The 19,830-nt window shown below is 36.0% G+C and carries 20 protein-coding genes; 2 read left to right on the plus strand and 18 right to left on the minus strand.

All coding sequences use genetic code 11. From position 1 onward, the window contains the following. Positions 1–4: 4 nt before the first annotated feature. From rlmN to JR050_RS12610, 10 genes are all read right to left on the minus strand, one after another. The gene (rlmN, locus tag JR050_RS12565) at positions 5–1,120 is read right to left on the minus strand and encodes a dual-specificity RNA methyltransferase RlmN (protein ID WP_204203837.1); all 1,116 of its coding nucleotides are present in this window, start codon (positions 1,118–1,120) and stop codon (positions 5–7) included. Then, positions 1,099–2,460: a 16S rRNA (cytosine(967)-C(5))-methyltransferase RsmB gene (gene rsmB, locus JR050_RS12570; RefSeq protein WP_204203838.1), complete on the minus strand. Its 1,362-nt coding sequence runs from the start codon at positions 2,458–2,460 to the stop codon at positions 1,099–1,101. The genes rlmN and rsmB overlap by 22 nt, the downstream gene beginning before the upstream one ends. Beyond that, positions 2,444–3,406, minus strand: coding sequence for a methionyl-tRNA formyltransferase (fmt, locus tag JR050_RS12575; protein ID WP_204203839.1), 963 nt, complete (start codon positions 3,404–3,406; stop codon positions 2,444–2,446). Before fmt ends, rsmB begins: the two co-directional genes overlap by 17 nt. Beyond that, positions 3,407–3,880, minus strand: coding sequence for a peptide deformylase (def, locus tag JR050_RS12580; RefSeq protein ID WP_204203840.1), 474 nt, complete (start codon positions 3,878–3,880; stop codon positions 3,407–3,409). Between the two features lie 15 nt (positions 3,881–3,895). Then, complete coding sequence (gene priA / locus JR050_RS12585; protein WP_204203966.1) at positions 3,896–6,313, minus strand: primosomal protein N'; 2,418 nt, start codon at positions 6,311–6,313, stop codon at positions 3,896–3,898. Continuing rightward, the gene (gene coaBC / locus JR050_RS12590; RefSeq protein ID WP_204203841.1) at positions 6,310–7,509 is read right to left on the minus strand and encodes a bifunctional phosphopantothenoylcysteine decarboxylase/phosphopantothenate--cysteine ligase CoaBC; all 1,200 of its coding nucleotides are present in this window, start codon (positions 7,507–7,509) and stop codon (positions 6,310–6,312) included. Before coaBC ends, priA begins: the two co-directional genes overlap by 4 nt. Before the next feature lie 166 nt (positions 7,510–7,675). Further along, a complete protein-coding gene (gene rpoZ / locus JR050_RS12595; protein WP_204203842.1) occupies positions 7,676–7,912 on the minus strand; it encodes a DNA-directed RNA polymerase subunit omega in 237 nt (78 codons plus the stop codon). A 1-nt stretch (position 7,913) separates the two neighbouring features. Further along, positions 7,914–8,528 (minus strand): guanylate kinase, encoded by a 615-nt coding sequence (gmk, locus tag JR050_RS12600; RefSeq protein ID WP_204203967.1) that lies wholly within the window; start codon positions 8,526–8,528, stop codon positions 7,914–7,916. 12 nt (positions 8,529–8,540) lie between these two features. After that, the gene (remA, locus tag JR050_RS12605) at positions 8,541–8,804 is read right to left on the minus strand and encodes an extracellular matrix/biofilm regulator RemA (RefSeq protein WP_149219269.1); all 264 of its coding nucleotides are present in this window, start codon (positions 8,802–8,804) and stop codon (positions 8,541–8,543) included. 59 nt (positions 8,805–8,863) lie between these two features. Next, positions 8,864–9,745 carry a YicC/YloC family endoribonuclease gene (locus tag JR050_RS12610; RefSeq protein ID WP_346726750.1) on the minus strand — a complete coding sequence of 294 codons (882 nt, stop codon included), beginning with the start codon at positions 9,743–9,745 and terminating at the stop codon, positions 8,864–8,866. A 216-nt stretch (positions 9,746–9,961) separates the two neighbouring features. Here JR050_RS12610 and JR050_RS12615 point away from each other — a divergent pair, with 216 nt between their 5' ends. After that, complete coding sequence (locus tag JR050_RS12615) at positions 9,962–10,657, plus strand: cyclic nucleotide-binding domain-containing protein (protein WP_204203843.1); 696 nt, start codon at positions 9,962–9,964, stop codon at positions 10,655–10,657. A 259-nt stretch (positions 10,658–10,916) separates the two neighbouring features. Here JR050_RS12615 and hmpA read toward each other — a convergent pair whose 3' ends face one another. The 3 genes from hmpA to JR050_RS12630 all read right to left on the minus strand — a co-directional run bounded on the left by hmpA (position 10,917) and on the right by JR050_RS12630 (position 15,547). Continuing rightward, positions 10,917–12,161 (minus strand): NO-inducible flavohemoprotein, encoded by a 1,245-nt coding sequence (gene hmpA / locus JR050_RS12620; RefSeq protein WP_204203844.1) that lies wholly within the window; start codon positions 12,159–12,161, stop codon positions 10,917–10,919. Between the two features lie 164 nt (positions 12,162–12,325). Continuing rightward, on the minus strand, positions 12,326–12,613 hold the full coding sequence (locus JR050_RS12625) for a hypothetical protein (protein ID WP_204203845.1): 288 nt from the start codon (positions 12,611–12,613) through the stop codon (positions 12,326–12,328). Positions 12,614–12,865: 252 nt separating this feature from the next. After that, a complete protein-coding gene (locus JR050_RS12630) occupies positions 12,866–15,547 on the minus strand; it encodes a calcium-translocating P-type ATPase, SERCA-type (RefSeq protein WP_204203846.1) in 2,682 nt (893 codons plus the stop codon). Positions 15,548–15,720: 173 nt separating this feature from the next. Here JR050_RS12630 and JR050_RS12635 point away from each other — a divergent pair, with 173 nt between their 5' ends. Next, positions 15,721–17,430, plus strand: coding sequence for an Rqc2 family fibronectin-binding protein (locus JR050_RS12635; protein WP_204203847.1), 1,710 nt, complete (start codon positions 15,721–15,723; stop codon positions 17,428–17,430). A gap of 63 nt (positions 17,431–17,493) precedes the next feature. On the opposite strand, the gene JR050_RS12640 is transcribed toward JR050_RS12635, so the two are convergent. The 5 genes from JR050_RS12640 to JR050_RS12660 form a co-directional block, all read right to left on the minus strand. Continuing rightward, positions 17,494–17,721 (minus strand): hypothetical protein, encoded by a 228-nt coding sequence (locus JR050_RS12640; RefSeq protein ID WP_204203848.1) that lies wholly within the window; start codon positions 17,719–17,721, stop codon positions 17,494–17,496. Positions 17,722–17,789: 68 nt separating this feature from the next. Beyond that, on the minus strand, positions 17,790–18,587 hold the full coding sequence (locus JR050_RS12645) for a hypothetical protein (protein ID WP_204203849.1): 798 nt from the start codon (positions 18,585–18,587) through the stop codon (positions 17,790–17,792). Positions 18,588–18,718: 131 nt separating this feature from the next. After that, positions 18,719–19,174 (minus strand): hypothetical protein, encoded by a 456-nt coding sequence (locus JR050_RS12650; protein ID WP_204203850.1) that lies wholly within the window; start codon positions 19,172–19,174, stop codon positions 18,719–18,721. 25 nt (positions 19,175–19,199) lie between these two features. Beyond that, positions 19,200–19,340: a cysteine peptidase family C39 domain-containing protein gene (locus JR050_RS12655; RefSeq protein ID WP_204203851.1), complete on the minus strand. Its 141-nt coding sequence runs from the start codon at positions 19,338–19,340 to the stop codon at positions 19,200–19,202. A gap of 27 nt (positions 19,341–19,367) precedes the next feature. Further along, positions 19,368–19,805 (minus strand): GNAT family N-acetyltransferase, encoded by a 438-nt coding sequence (locus JR050_RS12660; RefSeq protein ID WP_239454349.1) that lies wholly within the window; start codon positions 19,803–19,805, stop codon positions 19,368–19,370. Positions 19,806–19,830: the final 25 nt, after the last annotated feature.

Below are 19,830 nucleotides of genomic sequence, written 5' to 3' on the forward strand. Positions count from 1 at the left end.
CATATTATTTCGTCTCCTCTTTGCGCTCCTTTGCTCTCAATTGACCGCAAGCAGCATCAATATCGGAACCATGTTCTCTTCGAATCGTTACGTTAATTCCATGCTTCTTTAATGTACGTTCAAATTCAAAAATCTGATCTTTTGGCGTACGAACATAATTACGTTCTGGTACATAATTAACTGGGATTAAGTTAACGTGACACTTGATTCCTTTAATAAGTGCAGCTAATTCCTCAGCATGCATGACTGAATCATTCTCACCACCAAATAATCCATACTCAAAGCTGACACGTCTTCCTGTCTTCTTAATGTAATAGCGAATTGCCTCCATTAAATCTGGCAGCTTATAAGCACGATTAATTGGCATTAACTTACTTCTTAATTCAGTATTCGGTGCATGCAATGACAATGCAAAGTTAATTTGTAACTGTTCATCAGCAAATGCATAAATTTTTGGAATGATCCCACTTGTGGAAACTGTAATATGACGCGCACCAATGTTCAAAGCTTTATCATGATTAATGATCTTTAAAAAAGAAAGCATATTATCGTAATTATCAAACGGTTCCCCTATACCCATTATTACGACATGACTTACTCTTTCTCCTTTTTCATCTAACGCTTTTTGTACATTTACAACTTGAGCAACAATTTCTCCAGCTTCTAGATTTCTTTTTAATCCACCTAGAGTAGAAGCGCAAAACGTACAGCCGATTCGGCATCCAACTTGTGTTGTCACACAAACAGAATTTCCATAATCATGTCTCATTAATACAGTTTCGATTGAATATCCGTCATGAAGCTCGAATAGAAATTTGATCGTTCCATCTTTTGATTCTTGCTTGACGATTGTCTTTAGCGTTGTAAGAGTAAATGCGTTTGCCAGCTTCTCCTGTAAGCCTTTCGAGACATTTGTCATCTCTTCAAAGGTAGAAATACGTTTTGAATATAACCATTCAAAAATTTGATTTGCTCTGAACTTAGGTTCGTCATTTCCCTTCAGCCAAGCTTCTAATTCTTCTATACGTAAAGAATAAATTGAAGGAATTTCCTTTTGCTCTTGTTTGTTTTCTAGTGTTGTTACTTCTTTTTCCACTATTACACCCGCTTTCGTAAACATGAGATGAAAAATCCATCAGTGCCAAAATGGTGTGGCAATATTTGAATTCGTCCATCCTTTATTTCTGCTTGTTCTCTAATTTTTTGAGGTAAACGATTAATAAATTCGACATCTAGTTCATAATCAGTATGGTCAATTAAGAACTTTTTCACAACCTCTTCATTTTCTTCTTTGTCCATCGTACAAGTTGAATATACGAGAGTGCCACCTTTTTTCAATAACGGTGCAACTGAGGATAATATTGTAGATTGAATAGTAGATAAGTGATGAATGTCTTGTTCTTTCTTTTGGTATTTAATATCCGGCTTTCTTCGTATAACTCCAAGTCCGGAACATGGAGCATCAACTAATATTCTATCAAACGTTTCTTCCTCAAACTTTTCTTTTAACTTGCGACTATCCATCGCTACAGTCTCAACATTTGATAGGTGTAATCTCTTAACTTGTTCGTCAATTAACTTTACTTTATGCTCATGTAAATCGACAGAAACAACTTGTCCACTATTATTCATCATTTCAGCAATATGTGTCGTTTTTCCACCAGGTGCGGCGCAGCTATCTAGGACGTATTCACCAGGTTTCGGGTCTAACGCTTTGGCAACTAACATGGAGCTTTCATCTTGGACAGTTAGGAATCCTTCTTTAAAGCTATTTGATAAAGCAAGATTCCCCTTTTCAACCTTAATCGCATCCTCTGCAAGATCACCAGGGTTCCCAATAACCCCTTCTTCCTCGAGCTTTGCTAGCAACTCTTCCTTCGTAATTCTCACCATGTTCACACGGGCAGTTGATGTGGGTGACTTCATTGTTGATTCACATAATAATTTCGTTTGCTCAAATCCATATTGATTGGTCCATCTTTGTACAAGCCATAAAGGGAAACTCATTTCAATTGAAAGTCGTTCAACAGGGTCCATTATAGAGTCAAAGGAAGGAGTACCTTCTCTCTGCATAGAGCGAAGTACTCCGTTTACCATAGAAGCAATTCCTTTATGTCCGCGTTTCTTTGCAATTTCCACTGCCTCAAAGATTGCAGCATGATCCGGAATTCTAGTTAAATAATGCATTTGATAGATAGTTGAACGCAATAGGACTATTACCCACTCTTGCACTTTATGTGGATTTTTCAAGAAGGGCTTCAAAAAGTAATCGAGCGTTAATTTCCGTTGAATTGTCCCATACACAATCTCCGTTAGTAGGCCAATATCTTTTTGTTGGATTTGACTACGTTTAATTGATTGATTTAGAAGTAGATTACTGTATGCTTGATTCTTTTCAATTTGAAGGAGTATATCTAGTGCCAACTCCCTCACATTTGTTGTTTTAGTTTGTGTCTTCATGTTCAACTCCTAATAGCGTTCCTACTGTTAATGTGGAACCCATTCCTCGTAAAAACTGTTCCGCACTCATTTTCGTTTTGCCAGATGGTTGGATTTCTGTCAGTTTAATGGCTACATTGTTTCCTGTTCCGACAACAATTCCGTTTGTTTCAATTCGAATAATTTGGCCAGGTTTTGACGTACTTTCAACGCTCAACTTCTCTCCCCACCATACCTTTAATGGCTGTCCATTTAGCGTAGTGTAGGCAACTGGCCAAGGGTGTAAGCCACGAATGTGATTATAAATAACTTCACCGCTTTCACTCCAATTAATTCGCTCTTGCTCTCTTTTAATGTTATAAGCAAACGTTGCTTCTTCTTCAACTTGTTTGATGGGGGTTATTTCATTATTAATAAGTTTAGGGATTGTTTGAGATAACAATTCCGAACCTGCAACACTTAACTTATCGTGTAAGCTTCCCACATGGTCATCCTCTAAAATTGGCACCTCTACTTGAGTTAAAATATCACCGGCATCAAGTTTCTCTACCATGTACATAATCGTAACACCTGTTTTCTCTTTCCCTTGAATTATGGAATAATGAATAGGTGCTCCTCCACGTAGCTCAGGCAATAAAGATGCATGTACATTAATACAACCTAATCTCGGTGCTATCAATAATGCCTTAGGTAAAATTTGACCAAAAGCTGCTGTTACAACTAAATCTGCCCCTAACTCTATTACTTTTTGATATTCTTCTTCAAGGCGTATCTTTTCTGGTTGAAAAACAGGAATGTTATGCTTTAATGCCTCTACCTTGACTGGTGGTGGCGTTAACACTTTCTTTCTACCTTTTGGTCTGTCAGGCTGTGTGACGACCCCTACTACCTCATAGCCATCATCTAGTATTCTTTTTAACACTGGAACGGAAAAATCCGGCGTGCCCATAAAAACGATTTTTAACATTTATTCATCCTCCTGACCTTCTTCTGGATATAATGATATTGCTTTAGATGGAAAGAGAATACCATTTAGATGATCTATTTCATGTTGAATCACACGGGCAAAAAAATCAGTTGCTTCAAATAAAATCGTTCTGCCCATTTTATCTTGAGCCCGTACTTTAATCGTTGTAAAACGTTCTACATCACCAAATAGGCCTGGAAAACTTAGGCACCCTTCAGGAGCAATTTGACTACCAGATTCCTTTAGTATGAATGGATTAATTAGATCAATGATTCTCCCGTCATCATCCTCTACAACGGCAATTCGTTTCGGTATACCGATTTGAGGTGCAGCTAGTCCTACACCGTCAGATTCAATCATTGTCGTATGCATATCTCTTAAAAGATTTCGCAATTCTTTATCAAAAACAGTAACCTTTTCACATTCTACTTGAAGAATTTCATCAGGATACATTACTATCGCTCGTTTACCCATGTTGTTTACCCTCTTTTACATCATCATATATGGATTCATATCAACGGTAATCTGCAAATCTTGGCCAATCTCTCGTTGATAATGATCAAGAACTTCTCTTAATACGTGCTTTAACCTTGGTTCATCCTTGTATTTTATCATGCATTGATAACGATATCTATTTTTGATCCTTGGAATTGGAGAGGCTGCTGGTCCTAGTACGATTGATTTACTAGATAGATGTGTCCTCATATATGAAGAGATTTTTTCAGTAACTCCAACAACTTTTGTAATCTCAGGATGGGAAACCGTTATTAATGTCATGAAATAAAAAGGTGGATATTGATGCACCTTCCTCATAATCATTTCTTGGTGATAAAAATCGTTATAGTTGTGTCCACTCGCAAGTTGGATACTGTAGTGTTCTGGAGTATAGGTTTGAATGACGACTTCCCCTGGAAGATCATGTCTACCAGCTCTACCACTAACTTGAGTAAGGAGTTGAAACGTCTTTTCACTAGAACGTAAGTCTGGAAGATGAAGCATTGTATCAGCGGTTAGAACTCCAACAAGAGTTACCTTCGGAAAATCCAATCCTTTTGCAATCATTTGCGTACCTAGGAGAATATCAGCTTTTCCTTCACCGAAGGCAGTCAGTAGTTTTTCATGAGATCCCTTTTTGCTGGTCGTATCCACATCCATTCGAATAACACGAGCTTCCGGGAGGAGTTTCCCTATTTCTTCTTCTACTTTTTGCGTTCCTGTTCCAAAGAAACGAATATGCTCACTATGACAAGATGGACAAGTGCTCGGTGCTCTCTCTTCATGTCCACAATAATGACATTTCACGAGGTTTTGACTTCTGTGATAAGTTAGTGAAATATCACATTCCGTGCAATTCACAACAAAACCACAATCACGACACATAATAAACGTTGAATATCCCCGTCGATTTAAAAATAAAACAGTTTGTTCACCCTTTGCTAGTCGATCTTGTAGTTTCTCAAACAAAACTTCCGAGAACATGGATCTGTTTCCAGTTCTTAATTCTTCTCTCATATCGATGATGTCTACTTTCGGCATCTCTCGTTCATGCATACGTTTTGATAAGGTTAATAAGTGGTAGACACCTTTTTTTGCTCTAGCAAACGACTCTAATGTTGGAGTGGCACTGCCGAGAACAACGGGACATCGATGATATTGACCACGATAAATTGCTACATCTCTCGCATGATAACGTGGATTCTCTTCTTGTTTATAACTAGATTCATGTTCTTCATCAATAATAATAATCCCAATATTCTCAAACGGGGCAAATATTGCAGACCTTGCTCCTACAACTACATTGACTTCTTTTCGATAAATCTTTCTCCATTCATCATACTTCTCGCCAACTGAAAGTCCGCTATGCAAGACAGCGACACTTGAACCAAATCTTCCTTTAAATCGCTCGACCATTTGAGGTGTTAAAGAAATCTCTGGCACTAGCACGATTGCTTGTTGTCCTTTTTTCAACACTTCTTCAATTGATTGTAGATAAACCTCTGTTTTGCCACTACCTGTTACTCCGTAAAGTAAATAGGTTTGGTGTTGGTTTGATTCAATGGATGATAATATTGGTGAGATCGCATTAGTTTGCTCTTCAGTCAACTGAAGAGAGCTTGTACGTTTAAATTCTCTATGTGAATATGGATCCCGGTAAATTTCTACGTTTTTTTCTACTAGAATTCCTTTATCAATTAACGTTTTAATAGGAGAATCAGTCGCCCTTAATCGTTCTTTTAAATCAATACGAGAAACTTCTTGCATATCATTCAAGATAAAATATTCAATAACTTCCTTTTGTCTCCCAGCTTGAGAAGGTAACGAACTAACAAGTCTTTCAGCCTCATCCTTCGAAATGTTAATAGATAACACCCGATGTGTCTTCTTCTTCCCTTTTGCCTTTACAACATAATCTACTTCCAATAAGCCAATTTTCAAATCTTTTTGTATCGCACGAACAAAATCAGGCTCGTCCTCTACGTCAGTCCAATTTATTCGATCACTTTCTTGAAATAGTGGTTTTAAATTCTGAGATAACGTTGAAAACTCTTCTCGGTTTACTAAAATAATTTCCTTTTCATACTTCGCCTTCAATGCAGCAGGAAGCATGGCTTGAAAGGATGAAATTTGATAACTTAATGTTTGTTCAGTTACCCACTGGCCAAGTTGTAGTAATTCTTCATTTAAGATTGGTTCTACATCTAGAAGTTTTTGAATAGGCTTTAGCTTCTTCACTTCTGTCTTTGCTTCAATGGCAATTACAAACCCCTGTAGGTTACGAGGACCAAATGGAACAATGACACGAACACCTGGCTTGATAATATCTTGATAATGCTCAGGCACTAAGTAATCAAACGGCCTATCCGTTTGCATAGCAGGTACATCTACGATTACTTTGGCAATCATCATTTCTTTTGTTTCCATAGCCTTTCAACCTCTTGCAATAAGTGTAGAGCTACCTCTTTTTTGGGCATCTTCGGTAATACTTCCATCGTTTCATCCTTGCGATAGAACGTAACAATATTCGTATCTGTTTGGAAGCCTGCTCCCTCTACTGTTACGTTGTTTGCCACGACTAAATCGAGATTTTTAGAATGAAGTTTCTTTATCGCATATTCTTCAACATTTCCTGTCTCTGCCGCAAAACCTATTAATACTTTCTGCCCCTTCATCGTCCCAAGAGTTTTTAATATATCAATTGTTCTTTCAAATTCAACAGACAATGTGCCTTCTTGCTTTTTCATTTTTTCGTTATATGAAACAGCTGGGCGATAGTCTGCAACAGCTGCTGACTTAATCACAACATCTTGATATTCATAATTCTCCATTACCTTTTCATACATTTCTTGAGCAGATTCTACCTTCACTACCTTCACATTAGTTGGGGTAGGTAAATTAGTTGGTCCAGTTACAAGAGTAACAGTCGCACCGAGCTTTGCTGCTTGTTCAGCAATGGCAAATCCCATTTTTCCTGACGATAGATTTGAAAAGAAACGAACAGGATCAAGTTTTTCACGAGTAGGTCCAGCTGTCACTAATAAATTCAATCCCTTAAACCTTGAAACGTTCATCGTAAAATAATCTTCAATTAAACTTGTAATCTTTTCTGGTTCTTCCAGTCTTCCTTTTCCTACATACCCACATGCCAAATATCCTTCAGAAGGCTCTACAAAACGGTAACCGTCGTTATATAAAATATCAATATTTCTCTTTACAGCCGGATTATCATACATGTTTACATTCATAGCCGGAGCAATCCATATTGGAGCTTTTGTTGCTAGAATAGTTGTCGTTACCATATCATCAACAATTCCGTTCGCAAGCTTACCGATCATATTTGCAGTTGCTGGTGCAACTACGACTATATCTGCCCAATCAGCTAAATCAATGTGAGCAATTTTTGATGCATCTTTTTCATAAAAAGTATCTGTATATACTGGATTTCTTGATAAAGCTTGAAACGTAAGTGGAGTGACAAACTCAGTTGCTGACTGTGTCATAATAACTTTTACATTAAAATTAGCTTGCACTAGTTTACTTGTTAACGCAGCCGCTTTATAAACGGCGATTCCCCCGCTAACACAAAGCAAAATATTTTTATTCAACGCCGATTCTCCCCTTTATTAAAAAAGCGTAAGCGCCATGTTCAGCCTCAGACAAGGATTCCTTATTTCTCTTCTTGTCTTTGACCTCCCGTATGCTTGGCGCTAAAAGCCTATACAAATATTAACGTGCCTTAATATTGAAAAAAAACAACCTAAGTTTAGGTTGTTATAATTTTGCTTCTTCTGCCATTTCTTCTGGAGATTTCGTATCATCTACACGGATCAGTAACTCACCAGCTGAAATTTCTTCCAATGCTTTACCTACGAATTTATGAGATACAGGCTTATCAATGAGTAGTCCTTCTTTTTCTTGTAATTTACGAGCACGCTTTGCTGCTACAGTTACAAGCTTGTATTTAGAATCAACTTTATCCATTAATTTATCGATTGATGGGTATAACATATTATTCTACCTCCAACATTTGTTTATATCGATTTGCAACACGCTCGCGTTTACAATGTTCTGCAACAACGATTGCTTTAATTCGTTCACAAGCAAGCTCTACCTTATCATTTTCAACAACGTAATCGTATGCATCCATCATTTCTAATTCTTCCTTCGCGACAGTCATACGATTGTTAATTAATTCTTCTGTTTCAGTACCTCTTGTTTGTATTCTGTTTTTCAGTTCACTTAAAGACGGCGGTGCTAAGAAAATAAATAATCCTTCTGGAAACGCTTCTCTTACTTGAAGTGCGCCTTGAACTTCAATTTCTAGCATAACGTCCTTACCTGACTGCAATGATTCTTCTACGTAATCAATTGGAGTACCATAGTAATTTCCAACGTATTCTGCCCATTCAAGAAGTTTTCTTCTTTCAATTAAGTCTTCAAACTCCTCACGAGATTTAAAGAAATAATCTATACCATCTACTTCTCCTTCTCGTGGTTTACGGGTAGTCATCGAGATGGAATAGTATAAATTTGTATCCTTTTGACTAAATATTTCTTTTCTAACTGTTCCTTTTCCAACACCAGATGGCCCTGAAAGAACAATAAGTAACCCTCTTTCTTTCATTAGCTTCAATTCCTACCCTTCATCAGATAAATCATCTTTATTTACAAATCGCTGAGCAACCGTTTCTGGCTGAACAGCAGATAATATAATATGTCCACTATCTGTAATAATAACGGCTCTCGTTCTACGACCATACGTTGCATCAATTAATACATTACGGTCTCGTGCTTCTTGAATCGTTCGTTTGATTGGAGCGGATTCAGGACTTACAATGGCAATAATTCGATTTGCTGAAACAATATTACCAAATCCAATGTTGATAAGCTTAATACTCATTACGTCCTCCTAAAGTCACAAGTCTATTCTATCCTTGTTAGACAAGGAATATAAGCCAATTATTCAATGTTTTGAACCTGTTCTTTAATTTTTTCAATTTTTGCTTTCATATTAACAACACATTCAGCAATTTGTATATCATTTGCTTTTGATCCTATTGTATTAACTTCACGATTTAATTCCTGTACTAAGAAATCTAGCTTTCTTCCGATCGCTTTCTCCGTTCCATGAATCGTTAGATTAAATTGCATAATATGACTTTTAATTCTTGTTATCTCTTCATTAATATCAGCACGATCAGCAAATATAGCTACCTCTGTTAAAATACGAGTTTCATCCATTACACCATCTGTAAACTCAACAATTTTCTTATGCAGTCTTTCTCGATACTGTTCAATGACTACTGGTGCTTGTTTTGCAATCTTCTCACAACATTCTTCTATGTATAACAAGTTAGATTGTATATCTTCTAGTAATTCTTGGCCTTCAAGGTGTCTCATTTCAACAACTTCTTGCACCGTTTCAGATACTGTATTTAATACATGCAGTTGTATATCTTCGTTATGTTTTTCTTGTTCTACAATCTCAAAAAATTCATCTTGCTTAAATAAACTTTCTAGACTTATTGGTTCCGAGATTTCGTATCGTTTTTTTGCTGTTTGAATCGTTTCGTAATATTGATCAACTAATGACCAATCTACTTGTAATTCTCTTGAAGTAAGTGTTTTTCCTTCTATTGTAATAAACACTTCAATTCGTCCACGTTTCATTTCATGTGAAATTAGTTTTTTTATCTTTTCCTCAAGAAACAATAACTGTCTAGGTAATCGAATTGTCACTTCACAAAATCTATGATTCACAGACTTTATTTCAACTGTAATTCGATAATCTCCGTACTGATTTTGAACACGTCCAAATCCAGTCATACTAGCTAGCATCATATCACATCCTAACTCCTAGTCAATTCATTTTATCACCAAATAGAAGAATTATATAGTAAAAAGACGTAGACACCGTATTATTCACAAAAGACTGAAATTTCTAAACAATAAACTTATCTTTGATTATAGGTCATAATCAACTTTCATAGCAGGTGTAATAGTGATACATTGATGTATATCAATGATGTTTATGTTTCTTAAATGAGGTGAGGGATAGTGGATAATGTAAGGAAGTCCATAACGGAGACGTTACGAAACTTTACGATATTTAAAAAATTGAATGAGAAAGAACTTGAATCCATTATTGATATTTCTAGTGTTCGTTCCTACAATCAGAAAATGATGGTCTTCATGCAGGATGAAGACCTTGATCGAGTTTTCTTTATTCAATCTGGAAAAGTTAAAATCTATCGAACTGATATAAATGGGAATGAACAAATTGTTTCTATATTAGAAAACGGAGAAATGTTTCCACACGTAGGTTTCTTCAGGAAAGGCAACTTCCCTGCTCATGCTGAAGTCATTGAAAAAGCGTCATTAATTGTGATTCCCATCGATGAGTTTGAAGGTGTATTACTTAATTCACCAGAGATGTGTATAAAATTATTTAATGTACTTGGGGAAAAAATCGTGGACCTTCAAAATCGCTTAGAAGAGCAAATATTGCATAATACTTTTGAGCAGATTGTGATGCTATTATTAAGACTTTGTAAAACTAATGGTGTAAAGGTAGATAAATATTACCGTCTTTCTACACAATTTACAAATCGTGAATTTGCAAATATGATTGGTACTTCACGGGAAACGGTGAGTAGAACACTCACCCAATTAAAGAAAGACAGTTTTATTAAAGTTGATTCAGATGGTTATTACTTAATTGACTATGATCAATTACATAGTGAAATTTTATAAAATAGGCTCAGTTAAAGTAGAATGTTGATTTTTAAACCTTTGTTGTTGATTGCAGTGGAAGGCGACGACTCCTGCGGGATATCCGGCTTGTCCTTGTGAGACCCCTGCAGGAGCGGAGCGACGAGGAGGCTCAAGGACCGCCCGTGGTATCCGGCGCCTGAGTGAAACGGAAATCAAAAATTAATTTTAACAGAGCGATAAAATTAAAGAGGATAGGGGGTGATTCCCTTATCCTCTTTTTATTCAGTAACTTTCTTTTTTATCTATTTGTTACTAGATCATTTTTCGAACTAGATAAATCTGACTTTGGTCCAAAGAATTCAAAGTGTATGTTTTCTTCCTTAAAACCTATGTCTAATAGTGATTCATTTATTGCTTTCATAAATGGAATCGGCCCACAAAAATATACATCAGCTTCAATTGTTGAAATTATCGACTTCAACCATTCTTTATCGATATATCCGTCTTTATCAAAGTTTTGATCAAGACGGTCTTGTTCTGTTGGTGATTCATAGCATACAAATGATTGAATTGTTGGTTTCTCAGCTAATACAGCAACTTCTTCTCTTAATGCATGAACCTTACTATTAACAGCTGCATGTATAAATACGACTTCACGCTCAGGTTGTTGTTCAGCTAATGTATGAAGCATACTTACCATTGGTGTTAATCCTACACCACCGCTAATTAAAACTACTGGGTTCGTTTTAGCTGTATTTAATACAAAGTCTCCAGCAGGTGCACTAATTTGTAAGACATCCCCAACGTTTACTTGATTGTGTAGATAAGTTGATGCCATTCCTTCTGCTTTATCTCCTATTGCATCTTCTCTCTTTACGCTAATGCGATAATACTGTTCATTCGGTGAATCTGATAGACTATATTGTCTAATCATCTCATATTGTTCACCTGGGGCTTTTAGTTTTACGCTGATGTATTGCCCTGCTTCGTATGATGAAATTGTCTTTTTATCTTCTGGCTTTAAATAGAAAGATGTAATCACATCGCTTTCTTGTACTTTACGATCAACGATAAAGTTTCGGAAGCCTTCCCAGCCTCCACTCTGTGTTTCTGCATGTTCATACATTTCATTTTCAACAGAAATAAAAACATTTGCAATAACGCCATATGCGTCTGCCCAAGCACTTATAATCTCATCTGTTGCCGCATCACCTAAAACATCTTTTATAGCTTGTAGTAAATTCTCCCCTACACTCGGATAATGTTCTGCCTTCACCCCTAAGCTTCGGTGTTTATGTGCTATTTGCTTTACAGCTGGTAAGATTGCTTCTAATTGATCGATGTGAACTGCTGCTGCATAGACTGCATTAGCAAGAGCAGTTTGTTGTCTTCCTTGCTTTTGATTCACATGATTAAAAATGTTTAATAGATCTGGATTCTTAGAAAATAAAAGCTCATAAAAGCGAGTCGTAATGGTAGTTCCATGCTCCTTTAATACCGGTACTGTTGATTTAATGATTTCTATCGTTTTTTCGTTTAACATTGATATCCCTCCAACTACTTTTGTGATATACATAAGGATACAAAGTTAATAATTGCCTTGGAGTGATTTAAATCACTACTGTGGTGACGATTTTGTTACAGATCCTAAATATAAAAACAAAGGTAGCCTATTTTTTTTGGCTACCTTTAAAATTTACGAGCTTATTACTGTTCAACTATTACAGACTCTGTAATTTTTTTATAATCTCCTAAACTACTATCGTAGTTGTCAGGAATAGCTCCATACGTAAACACATATGCTTTGTCTTCGACAATAAATGTACGTTGATTTAACTTAACGGTACCTTGTTCAGAATGATTAAGACTAATTGCCTCATTCCATTCAATACCATTTGAAGTATAATTTTCATTGCTCAAATACTCATATCCCGTATTTGCTGTTGCATACTCAATATATTCATCTAACTTCATTGGTTGTGGCAGAGTTATCATGAACAAAACTAGCTCTTTACTCGTAACATCGTAGGTTAATTTGGTTTGAATGTTTACTGGAAACACAAATCAAATAAGAGCTACATTACGGAAGAAGCTAGTTATTATGAAGAATTCCATAAAATATGTAGTTTTAGACCTAAAAAAAAATTGCATTGGCAATTGCAAATGAGGGACGAGAAGTAGAAAAAATGAGGCTGGGCCAAAAGTCATCTATTCCTGACTTTTGGCCCAGCCTCTTCTTTGCATCAGTTATTTCGATCTTTTTCTCGTTAAAAGCGATCCTGCTAACATGAATGTTGGAATTGCCGATAATCCTAGAATTAATAACCAATCTCTTAGTGCAATGGCAGTTGTATGGAAGATTGGCTGCAGTGGTGGATAGTAGATTACGACAAGCATAAGTAATATTGAAGAAATTACTGCGAATACTAGGTATTTATTTTCAAAAGGATTACGATGGAATACAGATCTTTCACTCCGGCAGTCAAACACATGAATTAATTGAGCCATAACTAGTGTAGCGAAAGCAATGGTTTGAGCGTACATTAATTCATCTGGTTGTCTATTATAAACGATCATAAAGGCAGCCAGTGTCACAATACCAATTAAGAAACCACGGCTGATAATCTTCCATCCTAGCTTCCTAGCAAAAACGCCCTCTTTTGGACTTCTAGGAGCTCTTTTCATCACATCGCTTTCTGCTTGGTCAAGTCCTAACGCCATAGCAGGTAAACCATCTGTTACTAAATTAACCCATAAAATTTGGATTGGAACTAATGGCAATGGTAGAGCAAGGAGCATTGCAAATAACATGACTAAAATTTCTCCTACGTTCGATGCTAGTAAATAACGAATAAACTTTCTAATGTTTTCGTAAATGTTTCTTCCTTCTTTAATTGCTGCTTTAATAGTAGCAAAATTATCATCTAATAACACAAGCGATGATGCTTCTTTCGCAACGTCAGTTCCTGTGATCCCCATAGCAATTCCAATATCAGAAGCCTTAATAGCTGGAGCATCATTGACACCGTCACCTGTCATCGCTACAATATGTCCATTCTTCTGCAGAGCTCTGACTATTTTCAACTTATGCTCTGGAGAAACACGTGCAAATACATAAACGTCCTCAACAATACTTTCTAGTTCTTCATCCGTCATGTCTGAAAGCTCACTACCTTGGATCACTTTTCCATTTTCAGGTAGGATTTCTAATTGTTTAGCAATGGCTTTTGCTGTTACGATATGATCTCCAGTAATCATGACTGTTTTAATACCTGCTTCTCTACATTCAATAACCGCTTGCTTAACCTCAGGTCTTGGCGGGTCTATCATCCCTTGTAGACCAATGAAAATTAAATTACTTTCTGCATCCGCTTCACTATATACTGTTTGCGAGGGCCCTAATGCTTTAAACGCAATCGCAATGGTACGTAATGCTTGTTTACCTAAGTCTTCAATTGCGCCTTCTACTTCATCTTTTAATCGAGTTGATAAAAACTGTTGCTTCTGATCCCATAAAATAGATTCACTGTTTTGTATAAGTACATCTGGTGCACCTTTTGTTACGACAAAACGTTTACCATTTGTATCTCTTACTATAATTGACATCATTTTACGGCTTGAATCGAACGGAAATTCTTTTTCTATAATGAATTGTTCTTCTAATAGCTTCCTCGTCATGCCGGCTTTCATCGCTGATACAACAAGTGCCCCTTCAGTTGGATCACCATCTAATATGAATTCAGATTTCTTTTGCTTAAGTTCTGCATTGTTACATAATAAACCAAAGGTTAACAGTTGTTGCAGGGACTTTACCTCTGATGGATTAACATCCTTATCCCCTTCGTAAAAGCGGCCTGATGGTTCGTAACCAGTTCCACTTACATTCCATGTCGTACCACCAGACCATAAATGTGTAACCGTCATTTTGTTTTGTGTCATTGTTCCGGTTTTATCAGAACAGATTACAGAAGCACATCCTAATGTCTCAACTGCAGGAAGTTTACGAACAATCGCATTATTTTTAATCATTCGTTGTACACCTAGTGAAAGTGCTACTGTTACAATAGCTGGTAATCCTTCTGGAATGGCTGCTACTGCAAGTGATACACCGGCTAAGAACATACTGTAAACGTCATGACCTTGCATAACACCAAGTACGACCACGATAAATGTTAATGCTAATGCAACTGTAATTAAAATCTTGCCTAGTTGCTCAAGCTTTCTTTGAAGAGGTGTTATCATTGTTTCAGCTGACTGAAGTAAGTCTGCAATTTGCCCCATTGCCGTTTTCATTCCAGTAGCAACGACAACACCCACACCTGAACCTCTTGTGACCAATGTACCCATGAATGCCATATTCTCTTGGTCACCAAGACCAATGTTTGTTCCGGAAATTGGCTCAACTCGTTTTTGAACAGGTACTGATTCACCTGTTAAAGCAGATTCTTCAATTTCTAAGCTATTGGAATTTATAACACGAAGATCTGCACTAATTCTGTCTCCACTCGAAAACTTTATCACATCTCCAATAACTAGCTCTTTCGAAGGAATTTTCGACCAAGCTCCTTCACGTAAAGCCATAACTTGAGGGGCTGATAATTCCTTTAATGCTTGCAAGGATTTCTCTGCTTTTCGCTCTTGGAAGAAGCCTAAAAAAGCATTAATAATGACAATCGCAATAATTGCAATGGCATCGATATATTCACCAAGTAGCCCTGAAACAAGAGTAGCAGCAAGTAAAACAAGTACCATAAAATCCTTAAATTGTTCTAAAAACATTAAGAACATGTTTGGTTTTTCAGCTTCTTGAAGCTCATTATAACCAAACTTTTCAATACGACTCTTTACCTCCTTACTGGTTAAACCTTGGTCATAATCTGTGTTGACATGCCTTTCTACATCTTCTGATTTCAGCTCATACCACTTCATCTTTGCATTCTCACACCTTTTCTTCTGAATAATCAAGACGCATGATTGTCCTCTCTCAAGGAAATCTTATTCAGACAAGTTATAAAAAATGCTATACTTATTACAATTGTTACTTTCATGGGGACTTTGGCCATTATGAAAAAACAGTGTTACCTTTTGAAAGGATGTCAAACATGTCATTTGATGGAATTGTTACACGATCAATCACAAAAGAACTTAAAGAAAAACTAACTGGTGGTAGAATTTCGAAGATTTATCAACCATATAAACAAGAGCTATTATTACATATACGTGCAAACGGACAAGCCTATAAACTATTAATTTCTGCCAATCCTTCCTATTCACGCGTTCACTTAACAAATGAGTCGTATGATAATCCTTCAGAGCCGCCGATGTTTTGTATGCTTTTGAGAAAGCATCTCGAAGGAAATGTGATTACATCAATTAAACAAACCGAGATGGAACGTATCATTTCGATTGAGACTCGTGGGCGAAATGAGCTTGGTGATGAAACAGCAAAAACGATAATCATTGAAATTATGGGTAAGCATAGTAACATCGTACTCGTTGATCAGGAGCGAAATATGATACTAGACTGTATCAAACATATCTCTCCTGCTGTCAACCGTCACAGAACTCTATTACCTGGATATGAATATATGAGCCCACCGGCTCAAGATAAACTAAATCCACTTGAAACTGATGAAGAGACTTTTTTGCGTAAAATCGACTTTAATGCAGGAAAAATCAGTCAACAAATCGTATCGATTTATAGCGGTATCTCTCCATTGTTTGCTAATGAAGTTATATCTATTGCAGGTATATCAGGGAAACAAAAACTAGCAAGTACATTTACTAGTTTAGTCTCTAAAGTGAAGAACGAAGAGTATGAACCTGTTATGGTTTCTACTAAGGAGAAGGACTTCTTTTACGTTCTGCCACTTACACATAAAGACGGGGAAGTAAAACAGTTCACTTCTCCAAGTGATATGTTAGACCGTTTTTATTATGGAAAAGCAGAACGAGATCGAGTTAAGCAACAAGGTCATGATCTTGAACGATTTATCCGGAATGAAAAAGAAAAAAACGAAAAGAAAATTAAAAAGCTAGAAAGAACATTAACAGACGCGAAGAAAGCAGAGGAACTTCAGCTATTTGGTGAGCTTCTAACAGCCAATATGCATTTGATCAAAAAAGGCGATACTTCTATAGAGGTTATGAATTATTACGATGAAAATAATGAGATGGTTACTATTCATTTAAATTCTCTCAAAACACCATCTGAAAATGCACAAAGCTACTTTACTAAATACCAAAAAGCGAAAAAGTCCGTTTCGTTTGTGTTAGAGCAAATTGAATTAGCAAAAGCAGAAGTGACCTATTTTGAATCGTTGCTTCAGCAAATGGAAGCAGCATCACCAAAGGATATACAAGAAATTCGCGAAGAATTGCAAGAAGAAGGCTATATTAAAGCCAGGCAAGCAAAAGGAAACAAAAAAAATAAGCCAACAAAACCTATCCTTGAAGAGTATCACTCTACTTCAGGTATCACCATTTTAGTAGGGAAAAACAATAAACAAAATGAATACCTAACAAATAAACTGGCTCATCGTGAGGAACTATGGTTTCATACGAAAGATATTCCTGGATCTCATGTGGTTATACGTAACCAAGAACCAGATGACCAAACGATAATTGAAGCCGCAACCTTAGCAGCCTATTTTAGTAAAGCTAGAAACTCAAGCTCTGTACCTGTTGACTACACAAAAATAAAGCATGTAAAGAAACCAAATGGTTCAAAGCCTGGGTATGTGATTTATGACAATCAGCAAACACTTTATGTAACACCGAGTGGAGATGCTGTGTTGAAATTGAAAAAGTAATGAAAAAGGATAGATTTTGCAGCATGAACACTGCCTAATCTATCCTCTTTTATGCGCTAATATTTAGTTTTTTCGCTTTTTAAGTAAATAAATAATATACATGATCAATCCAACTGACCCGATGAACCAGAATAAAGTACTGATCAATATCTCTGCAATCATGTGGCCAGTTGGATATTTTAAAAATAAGACATAGGTTACGGTGTAAACGATAACTCCTACTAAATATAAGGTTAATGCAATCTTTCCAAATTTAGTAGTCGGCTTTAAAAACTCAAGTATTTTTTGCATGATTAAACCTCTATTTCTGATTCTTTATTTACAGTAATTATACAATAGCATAGAAAGGTCTATCAATTTTATAGATTAACAGGTAATTTATGAGTTTCTATAATCTTCACTGCTGATTTTATTGAACTGTTTGAGAGGTTATTCTTATTGGTAGATTTCAATATCGTCGTTAATGTATCACATAAATGGATTTCACTCGTCTGGCTGTTAATTTGTTTTAGCGCTTCAGATAGAGCAATTAATGGACGTTTATTTCCCGCCATAATACCTTTATTATTTTTAACGATATACCATTGTTCATTTTTTCTAACTGCCTTAAGTTGAATTTTAATTTTCTTACTCTCTACCTTTGTCTCCTTCTTTTCTCGCTTGTTCTCCTCATTTATGTATTTTCTACTAAGCAAGTGTGCCTCTTGTAAAAACTTTTTGTCTTCTACATCATCTTTATAATAAATTTTAACAGTCGGCCTTGCTTCCTTTGTTTTTAAACAATGGTACATAGGTAAGTTGGTGTTTCTAGAAATTAATCCAATATACAGATTGCGTAAATAGTGATAGTAGTTATTTGTTTCTTGCTTCGCAAAAAAGCTACTCCTATTAAACTCTACATTTACGTGATAGAAAAATGAATTGTGTAGATTTTGATTGTCAGTGTAAATATTAATAAGCTCATTTTTTTCACTATCATTCTTTTGGATCAACTCAAATGCTTTCTGTAAAGCAAAGCCTTCAGCAATATTGGAAGTAGGTTTAATGTTCTCAATTGAATAGTGAAACTTTTCTACAAAGCCAAATTCGTTTACTTTCACAATTCCTACTCCAATAATATTCTCTTTGGCTGATCCATCAATAAAGTACTCTATCATTTTCTACACCTACCATTTTGATGTCACTTAGATATTAAGAAAGGGCTGCATCAGCAACCCTAATCATTGTCCTAAAATTAAGTAAGTTTATTATAACTTTACACACATTCCTTGAGTATCCATCAAAGTAACTAGTTAGTTTCATTTTCTAGTAACCAAGGTAATTCAACCTTTATATACAAATCAATTACACTGTTTCCACTCGATTCGATTGTTTGAATACCAACCTTAAAATAACCTTCTAGATTTGGATTACCTATTTCTATTAGTTCTAGCTCTGGCTTTGATAGAATCTTTCCAAAAACCTTATAGGAAGAAATGTAGTAATGCTTATTATCTTCGAAAAAATGACTCACATATGCGTCTTTTCTTAAGTCAGCTCCAAGTTCATGAAACAAAACTTGAACAGATTCTGGAAAACTCAAAATAGCTTCAACGTAGTTTCTGCAATACATACAACCACAATGTTCTTCCTCACCAATAAAGGGGAGGTTTTGATAATAAGAAGATGTTTTAGGAAAATCAATTAGTAGTTTGTAACCTTCGAAGCGTACTGTTTTCTTTCTAGAAAAAGTCCAATCTTGCATAGTTTGAACTCCAGCCTTTTCCATTTTAATTTGTAATATTTGCTATGAACTCACCAATCCCGACTCCTAAATGATAGGATCCAAACCAAATAAAAATTGTTAAAGCTACAGAAATTAAAACTGGATGCTTTTCCATAAGTTTATCAATCTCTTTTATTAAATCCATGTAACCCCCCCACCTTCACCAAAATGATTATTGCTCTAATGTTTTTGCAAATCCTATACTTTTTTCAATAAATCCCATTTTTCGATAAAAAGAGTGGGCTTCCTTTCTTTCAGGGGGATTGCCACTATTTAGGCCGATGCCAGAAGAACCTATACTGATTGCCCACTTCTCCGCTGCACGCAATAATTCTTTCCCAATTCCATTACTTCTATAATCTGTGTCCACTACAAATGCAACTACTCGAACATAGCTACCGTTCATTTCGTAATAGTAACTCGAAACAAGCCCTATCATTCCAACAACTTTTCCATCTATTATTGCAACTAATGTATTGGAATTTCCTCTTAATTGTACTTCCATTTCCTCATTCGTAGTTGGATAACCGAGTTGTCCCATCAGTAACGCTAACTCGGCAACATCGTCTTTAGTTGAATTTCTAATTTCCATCTCTTCGTTTATATGCAACTTGTTTGTCACCTCTTAATACAAT

The sequence above is a fragment of the Bacillus suaedaesalsae genome (genome assembly GCF_016890225.1).
Lineage (GTDB): Bacteria > Bacillota > Bacilli > Bacillales > SA4 > Bacillus_BS > Bacillus_BS suaedaesalsae.